7 protein-coding genes are annotated in these 8,566 nt (G+C 42.9%); 3 read left to right on the top strand and 4 right to left on the bottom strand.

Translation table 11 applies throughout. The annotated features are described in order from the left end of the window. A partial coding sequence (locus A3762_RS15845; protein ID WP_068756570.1) for a glutathione S-transferase N-terminal domain-containing protein occupies positions 1-713 on the bottom strand: 713 nt, incomplete at its 3' end. A 66-nt stretch (positions 714-779) separates the two neighbouring features. After that, positions 780-1,376, bottom strand: coding sequence for a hypothetical protein (locus tag A3762_RS15840; RefSeq protein WP_068481843.1), 597 nt, complete (start codon positions 1,374-1,376; stop codon positions 780-782). Between the two features lie 241 nt (positions 1,377-1,617). Here A3762_RS15840 and A3762_RS15835 point away from each other — a divergent pair, with 241 nt between their 5' ends. Further along, a complete protein-coding gene (locus A3762_RS15835; RefSeq protein ID WP_068481847.1) occupies positions 1,618-3,090 on the top strand; it encodes a DEAD/DEAH box helicase in 1,473 nt (490 codons plus the stop codon). A gap of 4 nt (positions 3,091-3,094) precedes the next feature. Here A3762_RS15835 and A3762_RS15830 read toward each other — a convergent pair whose 3' ends face one another. Then, entirely contained in the window at positions 3,095-4,699 is a 1,605-nt protein-coding gene (locus tag A3762_RS15830; protein WP_068756569.1) for an ABC-F family ATPase, read from the bottom strand. A 303-nt stretch (positions 4,700-5,002) separates the two neighbouring features. Here A3762_RS15830 and A3762_RS15825 point away from each other — a divergent pair, with 303 nt between their 5' ends. Next, positions 5,003-6,025: a carbon-nitrogen hydrolase family protein gene (locus tag A3762_RS15825; RefSeq protein ID WP_082869183.1), complete on the top strand. Its 1,023-nt coding sequence runs from the start codon at positions 5,003-5,005 to the stop codon at positions 6,023-6,025. Between the two features lie 163 nt (positions 6,026-6,188). After that, complete coding sequence (locus A3762_RS15820) at positions 6,189-7,421, top strand: site-specific integrase (RefSeq protein ID WP_068756565.1); 1,233 nt, start codon at positions 6,189-6,191, stop codon at positions 7,419-7,421. A 35-nt stretch (positions 7,422-7,456) separates the two neighbouring features. Here A3762_RS15820 and A3762_RS15815 read toward each other — a convergent pair whose 3' ends face one another. Beyond that, on the bottom strand, positions 7,457-8,515 hold the full coding sequence (locus A3762_RS15815; RefSeq protein ID WP_068756563.1) for a lipase secretion chaperone: 1,059 nt from the start codon (positions 8,513-8,515) through the stop codon (positions 7,457-7,459). Between the last annotated feature and the right edge of the window lie 51 nt (positions 8,516-8,566).

The following is an 8,566-nucleotide window of genomic DNA, read 5'->3' as shown; positions in this document are numbered from 1 at the left end:
GATTCAAAAAGGTTTTTATCTGTATTGGGGTCGACAAGAAATGGGACCTGAACGTTGCCCCATTTTTCTAAAAATGCCTCACGTTTTGATTCTGGAACAGGGCGGTATTCACCGCGATGAAAACGAAATTTAGCAGGGCCCATATCCGCTTTTTGCTGCTTACCAAGATTAATCAATTGATAAGGCAATTCTAGTTCGCACAGTCTTTCTCTGACTATGCGAGAAAATGGGCTCGATTCGAAACTATAAAGTGTTAACGGCTGTTGCGCTGATTTCGAGGGCTTAGCTTTAATTCCAGCATTTAAACGAAGTAAAGAAGAAAGTTTTGAACGACGCAATTGCTGAGGTGTGATTTGTGTGCGTGATGGTGCGTCTACACCTTTATATTGCTTAAAAAGGTACTGAATAATATCGGATGCGCCTTTTCTACTTTCTTCGACATTTGTGTCGTACAGAACGGGTACTTGATCTGTGCCTGAATCACGACGCAGCTGTTTGATGTTTTCTCCACCGATTGGACAGGGCATGATTGTGACATCAAGATTGAGCGCGGTAAGCGTTTCTCGAACAAGACGGCATTCCGGATCGCCTTCACGATCAAACAGGATAATCGGTTTTTCGGGCTGATAATGCTCTTTCGTACTAGATGTTCCTCGCCAAGAGCGAGCAATAGATGCAAATGTGGAGTTCAGAACATTAATCGTATGAAGCATGCATACACCCTTTTAATATTAAGCGGTTTTTTCTATAAACCGCAGCATTATAAGGCTTAAGATGCTTTAGTCGACCCCAGCGTACTCAATTGATTTAAACACTTGTTCTGCATAGTTTTGAACGTTAATCCTTGGGGCGTTCACTTCATAACGTCGCGATAATTCAACATTGACCAGAATATTTGGCAAGCCACGATGCGGGCAGACCAAACCATATACATCAACGAGAGCAGGGCCTGCATTATTGCGACCACGCCAATCTTCTAATTGTTCTGCATAGGTGATACATGTATTACCGTATTCTTCAGCAGCCCAAGAATCTCGACCGTGAACAATCAGCCCTTCAACCGCGTCGTCATTCACATTTTCACGATAGGCTGAGAGATGTGCTTGCGCTGATTCAAACATTCCGAAAGCTGGCCCTCTATTCACCGCAACCTTCAACGAGTAACTGTCGTCATAGTTAAGTTGACTTAATTTGATTCGGTTTCCTGTACCGTAATCGACAGCAAACCAAGACTTTTCTGTGGGTACAACGACTGAAACCGCGGGGCCATATACCCGTTCACCAGGGCGAATATTGGTTCGATCAAAACTTGTTGCGCAGCCACTAATGATGAGCGTTAAAGCTAGTAGCTTGATTATCGTATAGACGTTCGACATATCGGAATTTATTAGTATCGTTATTGTCAGCTTATTTAGTATGTCTAGAGCGAAGCTCAAGACTGCGCCTAAGCACTTAATTATTTGTTTTTATCGTGACATAAATAGATCGTCGCACCAAGCTCGCAGTGCGTGTTTTGACCTACTAGCATACGAATGATGAAGTTTATGTATCGTAAAAGCTTAATCCCACCTATACTTCGCGCGCATTCTGCCCCCACATACTGAGAACGAATACTTAATGTACTTTGAAGAGCTTGGCCTTAATCGAAATATCCTAAAAGCAATTGAGTTAAAAGGTTATAAGACACCGTCCCCAATCCAGCAAGAGGCTATTCCTGCCGTATTAACAGGGCGTGATGTGATGGCTGCTGCCCAAACGGGTACAGGCAAAACTGCTAGCTTTACACTTCCTATTATTCAGTATCTTGAAGGAAAGGCTCGTGTAAAGGCTAGTCAGGTCCGAGTATTGATTCTTACTCCAACGCGAGAGCTAGCAGCGCAGGTGCACCAGAGTTTAGACGATTACAGTCAATTCTCGGATACGCGCTCTGCGGTTGTGTTTGGAGGGGTTAAGATTAACCCTCAGATGCTGAAGTTAAGAAAGGGTGTTGATGTATTAGTTGCAACGCCTGGGCGCTTACTAGATTTATGTGAAAAGAATGCCGTAAAGCTCGACCAGATTGACGTCTTGGTTCTAGACGAAGCCGACAGAATGCTGGATATGGGCTTCATCAATGATATTCGCCGCGTTATCGCGCTATTGCCCAAGCGCAGACAAAATCTGCTGTTCTCAGCGACATTTTCCGATGACATTCGTAATTTAGCGAAAGGCTTGATTCATGATCCCGTTGAGATCTCTGTATCGCCAAAAAATTCTGCCGCGAAAACTGTCGATCAATTAGTTATTCCAATTGATAAAGCTAACAAGTCACAAGCCTTAATTACCTTAATTAAACGCCATCAATGGTATCAAGTGCTCGTCTTTTGTCGGACAAAGCACGGCGCGAACAAGCTAAGCCAAAAACTGATTAAGTCTGGAATTAAAGCAGCCGCGATTCACGGTAATAAGAGTCAAGGAGCTAGAACAAGGGCGCTATCAGACTTTAAAAGCGGTGATTTACAAGCGCTTATTGCTACCGATATTGCCGCGCGAGGAATTGATATTGATCAGTTACCTCAAGTCGTGAACTTTGATTTACCGCATGTAGCTGAGGATTATGTGCATCGTATTGGTCGCACCGGGCGCGCTGGCATGGCAGGGAAAGCTGTCTCGTTAGTCACGGCAGAAGAATATAAAGAGCTCGTCGGAATAGAGCGTTTGATTCAGCAGCATATTCCAAGAGAAGACATAAAAGGCTTCGAAGCTCAAAATGCATTGCCAGCATCTCCGCAGACTTTAAAACCAATTAAGGCGAAAAAACCGAAGAAAAATAAGACCAAAGTCGATGCTTTTAATCAGACAAACTCAAAGAATACGTCTGCCTCAGTCAAGCCGGATAAAAACAAGAAAAAAGCTAATAACAGCGACGGACGCGGCAACAAATCTCGCGACAACGTTAAAAAGAGTCAGGCAAATAAAGATATTTGGGCTAGAGGCAAGCCAAAGCAGAACAAGCCTAAGCAAAGTAGCAATAAACAGGCTGGGGGCGAAACCATAAAGTCCAAAAAAGGAGAAGGGCGCTCGCCACGCAAACGCCCTGTGCAAAATTAGGCAACTAACGCTTGGTTTCTAGTGCTAATTGGCGCGCAAGGTACTCTTCATAAGTGCCTTGGAAGTCATTTAACTTTTTGTCCTTGATTTCAATAATGCGCGTAGCCAAAGAAGAAACAAACTCTCTGTCATGGCTGACAAAAATCAGAGTGCCTGGATAATTTTCGAGTGCTAGGTTTAACGCTTCGATCGATTCCATGTCCAAGTGATTGGTTGGCTCATCCATAATCAGCACATTTGTTTCAGCGATAATCAGCTTACCAAACAACAGGCGGTTCTTTTCACCACCTGAACAAACAGAGACTTTCTTGTCGATGTCTTTCGACGAGAACAGCATGCGCCCCAGAATGCCGCGAATGAACTGATCATCTTGACCTGGCTTACGCCACTGGCCCATCCATTCGAACAAAGTCATATCTTCTGCAAAGTCGCGCGTACTGTCTTGTGGGCAATAACCAAGGCTTGCACTCTCAGCCCATTTAATAGTGCCAACGCTAGCATCAAGCTCGTTCATCAAGCAGCGGAGTAGGGTTGTCTTACCTACGCCGTTTTCTCCAATCACCGCCAAACGTGTTCCAGCTTCGAGAATCATATCGCCGCCTTCAAATAAAGTTTCACCATCGAAGCCATGAGCTAAACCTTCAAGCACCAATGCTTGGCGATGAAGTTTCTTTTCCTGATTGAAACGAATAAACGGGCTAACACGACTTGAAGGCTTAATTTCTTCTAGCTCGATCTTTTCAAGACGTTTTGCGCGTGACGTTGCCTGCTTCGCTTTAGATGCGTTGGCTGAGAAGCGGCTAACGAACTGTTGCAGCTCAGCGATCTCAGTTTTCTTTTTCGCATTTTCATGCTGTAAACGCTCACGGGCCGCTGTCGAAGCAATCATGAAGTCGTCGTAGTTGCCTGGGTAAACACGCAGCTCACCGTAATCGATATCGGCCATGTGCGTGCACACAGCATTTAAGAAGTGACGATCGTGAGAAATAATGATCATTGTGCTTGAACGTTGATTTAACAGTTCTTCTAACCAACGAATTGTATCGATATCCAAGTTGTTAGTCGGTTCGTCTAACAACAGTATGTCTGGATCGGAGAAAAGTGCTTGAACTAGTAGGACGCGTAATTTCCAACCTGGTGCGATTTCGCTCATCAAGCCATAGAACATGGAAGGATCAAGGCCAGCATGAGTCAGCAATTCTTCAGCTTTAGATTCGGCAGAATAACCATCTAGTTCGGCGAAACGTGTTTCAAGATCAGCAACAAGCATTCCTTCTTCTTCGCTCATTTCTGGCAAGGAATAAATACGCTCGCGCTCAAGCTTAATATCCCAAAGTTCTTTGTGGCCCATAATGACCGCGTCAACAACGCTGTATTCTTCAAATGCGTATTGATCCTGACTTAATTTAGCGACACGTTCATTCGGAGAAATCGATACATTTCCTGATGTTGGCTCAAGTGAGCCGTCCAAGATTTTCATGAACGTTGATTTGCCGCAACCGTTTGCGCCAATAAGTCCGTAGCGATTACCTTCGCCAAATTTGACGGAAATGTTTTCAAAGAGAGGTTTCGCACCAAATTGCATGGTGACATTTGCTGTAGAAATCAATGAGTCGACCTTCGATCAGAATGTATGGAGACAAGCAAAAAGCCTGATTGCCTAAAATTTTCGCGCACTATAGAGCACAGCGCGCGCGAGGTCGATAAAAACTTTGAAATAGCTGCCGAGTTAGTATGACGAGCATATTTTCGTCATTATCAGGGGGCCATATTCTGTTTATATTTACGATAACTCACTACGATCTGAAATCATGTGTTTGAATCAACTTAGTCTCACTTAATTAAAACAGTCTCATGATAAGATTGATCATCTGTCTCCAAAAAACATCAATAATGAAATCAAGTGTCGAGAATGAGAACGATAAAAGTCGCATCGAGCCTGATGGACGCAAACCCTTCACCAGTTGAAGCGCGATTAGAGCGGGCTGAAAAGCTAATATTTGAAGCGAGCCTTGATGGTGCCAATCTTTTTCTATTACCCGAAATGTTTAACTTCGGCTATGCCTATGACGTAAAACTCTTTGATCTTGCCGAATCACCGACTGGGAAAACCTATAAATTTCTTAAGCGCTGCGCTAAGAAGTACAATATGATGATCGGGGGCACCTTTTTAGTCAGAGAAAATTCCCACATCTACAACCGCTTTATGCTTATCAGTTCCTCTGGCGAGCAGTGGGAATATGACAAGAATTATCCATGGGGGTGGGAGCGAGGTTATTTCAGGGGTAAGCACCAAACAACCATTGCGGACACGCCATTGGGAAAAATAGGTATGCTTGTTTGTTGGGATATCGCGCATACTAATTTATGGGAGGCGTATGACGGAGAGGTCGACTTTATTCTCGCTAGTATGTCACCACCGATTACAACAGATCCTACTTATCATCTATCAGATGGTCAGACTCTATCTAATAGTGAGCTTGGGTTCATTCCTAGACTTATCGAAAAGATCTCTAGCGCAGCTGATCTGTTTTCCGATATTCCAAAGCTGCTTGCTAGTGAACTCGAAGTGCCTGTGATCTCGTCTGCATCCACTGGACAGATTCAATGTCAGATGCCACATCCAAAAGCGCTTTGGCTAACATATTGTGCAGTCAATCCTTTGATGTGGCGTCACTGGAACTCTTCAGACTCTATTCGTGCTGATTTTAAATGCGCCGATTTCGCTCAAATTATCGATAAGTCAGGCCAAACAGTAAAAGCATGTCAACGTGATTCAGGTGACGCGTGGGCTTCACAAGAAATCTCATTTTCATCGGCTAAAACAAAAGTTAAGCACGCTCTACCTAAAAGAGTACTGCCAATCATGTCCTACATTTTTGCAGACAAGATTTTCAAATATCCCTCACTAATGACTTATATAAGGCGCTCTTAATCAAACTCACTGCTTAAAACAATAGTGAAGAGTTATTTGCTAAGTTGCCTTAATAGGTATGCTAATAAACATTAATTTTAAATTACCAATACTCTTTAGTATTGGACATAAGCTAATATGAAGATAGGCTTGTGTATAACCTCAATCAAAAAAATAACATGCTATGCCCGTATCAACGCCGTTTCCTTTGTTTCCTACATATGATGAATTAAAAGATGTTCGTCTAGATGATTTTCCCGAACTCAATACCTATTTAGAAAAGTCTGATAAATGGAAACGCAATGCATGGCAATGGGGTCAAGAATTTTTGTCTTATATTGGTCGCAACAAATCTCAGCATACTTACACACGTTTTCGTTCAGAACTCGAAAAGTTTTTATTGTGGTCATTTCTTGTATCCGATAAGCCAATTGATGAGCTGCGCAAATCAGACATCCTTGCTTATGCAGATTTCTTTTGGCAACCGCCGTTAAATTGGATTTGCTTTGTGAATCACGAGAAATATCGTTTCTCTAACGGTGTGTTTGAAATCAATCCCGAATGGGCTCCATTTCGATTAGTTCAAGCTAAAGGCGATCAGTCCAAGCCAGATAAAAAATTATATCGTCCATCGCAGCAAACCTTGCACGCAATGTTTACAGCTTTAAATGCGTTCTATAAACATATGATGGATGAAGAGATTTGTTACGGAAATCCGGTTCAAGTTGCTAAAAAAGACTGCAAGTATTTTATAAAAGACGCACAAGTTAAAGACGTGAAACGTCTGAGTGAAGATCAATGGCAATATTTGCTTGATGTCGCTGAAAAAATGGCCAATGACGACTCAAAGTATGAGCGGAATTTATTTCTCATTGCGTCCTTAAAAACCTTATTTTTACGAATTTCAGAGTTCTCAGAACGCGCAGACTGGGTCCCAACAATGGGACATTTCTGGAAAGATAATGATGATAATTGGTGGTTAAAAGTATATGGAAAAGGTCGAAAGTTACGGGACGTCACCGTTCCACCAAGCTTTATTCCATATTTAAAGCGATATCGAGCGTCTAGAGGATTAAACAGTCTTCCTGTATTGGGAGAAACGCACCCTATTATTGCGAAGATTCGTGGCCGCAATGGTATGACGGCTCGCCAATTATCGAGGTTGGTACAAGAGGTTTTTGACCAGGCTTTTGAAGCGATGCGCTTAAGCCATGGCGAAGAGGCAGCGGCACGTTTTCAGCAAGTTTCTACGCACTGGTTACGTCACACAGGCGCCAGTCTTGAGATTGAACGAGGTCGAGCATTAAAAGATGTATCAGAAGATCTGGGGCACACAAGCATGGCGACTACCGATACCATTTACGTTCAGACTGAAAACAAAAAGCGTGCAGAAAGTGGTAAGTCACGCGACGTATAGCAGCGTGACTTAGTGGAGCATTCTAAGTGCTTTATCTATTGGATTCGATCAAGCGCAATCACGCGCACTTTCTCGGAGCTAGAAAACAATGAATCTCTCAACAGCTCAAGCTCGGTTACTTTTACTTCGTCGCTGTAAGCATCGTTTAGTAAAATCTCATCGCGTTGACTTGTGTAGCTCGTGTATCGTGAATCCCATTCCTTACGTTGGGAGTCTAGGCTGGTTAAACGTTCTGCAGCCTCTTCGCCAACAGCTTCAACGCGCGCATTATATAGCTCTTCACCAGTAAGCTCTTGATTGTCAGTGGTGCTCTCACGCAGAACTTGAACTGGATTTGCGCCGCTTCTACTTTCGATAAACTCTGCCGGCATTTGTGCATCAAGTGATTCTAAAGCCGCTGATTTTTGCTCACTATTCATTGCTTGATCAGCGTTGATTCTGAGTCGCTCAATCATATATGCATCATACTGTTCACGCTCAGAATAAAATGCCTCATGCATTTCTAAACCAAGGTTTTCAGCTCGAATTGATTTAAGTAACTGCAAGCGTTCGTCGATCAAATCAAGGTAACTACCACTTAAGCTCGACATTGATCCGTCTGTAATAAAGCTTTCAATTCGGCTTGAAAATGCAAGTTCTAGGTCCATTACCGCGGTTTTGTATGCAACGTACGATTCTAAAGATTGAAGTGCTTGGCTTAAGGCTGGCTCTTCTAATTTGTAGTTGAGATATTCTTCTATTCGCGCCAAAACGGTTTCCAATGACTCTTCTTCAATAGCTGAAAAGAAGAAATCAAATATGTCTTTTAGGTCCGATGAAATACGAAGATTGCCGTTCTCATCGACGGCCAAATCACGATCAAAATAGATACCGCGAAGTGATGATACAAGGTCGCCGTGCTCAGACTCATAAGGTAATTGCTGAGTTTCAGTGTTGATTGCTTCAGGAGAAGAATCGATAACTGATTTTTGATGGTCTTGGTTGGTCTTAGAGGTGTCTAAATCTTGAGCATCCTGATCCAGCGCTTGGTATTGCCAAATTACAAATGAGGTCGCGACACATAAAGCAACAGCAACTAAGAATTTAATATACATAATGTGTTCACACTTAACTAAGTAGAATAAAAGAAGGGGCTACTGAGCCCC

It is taken from the genome of Oleiphilus sp. HI0125 (genome assembly GCF_001635355.1).
This window is presented reverse-complemented; position numbering and strand designations above follow the sequence as displayed.

Excerpts from the sequence above, each read along its gene's own strand:
- A3762_RS15840 (WP_068481843.1), bottom strand. The coding sequence starts at position 1,376 with ATGTCGAACGTCTATACGATAATCAAGCTACTAGCTTTAACGCTCATC.
- A3762_RS15835 (WP_068481847.1), top strand. The coding sequence starts at position 1,618 with ATGTACTTTGAAGAGCTTGGCCTTAATCGAAATATCCTAAAAGCAATT.
- A3762_RS15825 (WP_082869183.1), top strand. The coding sequence starts at position 5,003 with ATGAGAACGATAAAAGTCGCATCGAGCCTGATGGACGCAAACCCTTCA.
- A3762_RS15820 (WP_068756565.1), top strand. The coding sequence starts at position 6,189 with ATGCCCGTATCAACGCCGTTTCCTTTGTTTCCTACATATGATGAATTA.
- A3762_RS15815 (WP_068756563.1), bottom strand. The coding sequence starts at position 8,515 with ATGTATATTAAATTCTTAGTTGCTGTTGCTTTATGTGTCGCGACCTCA.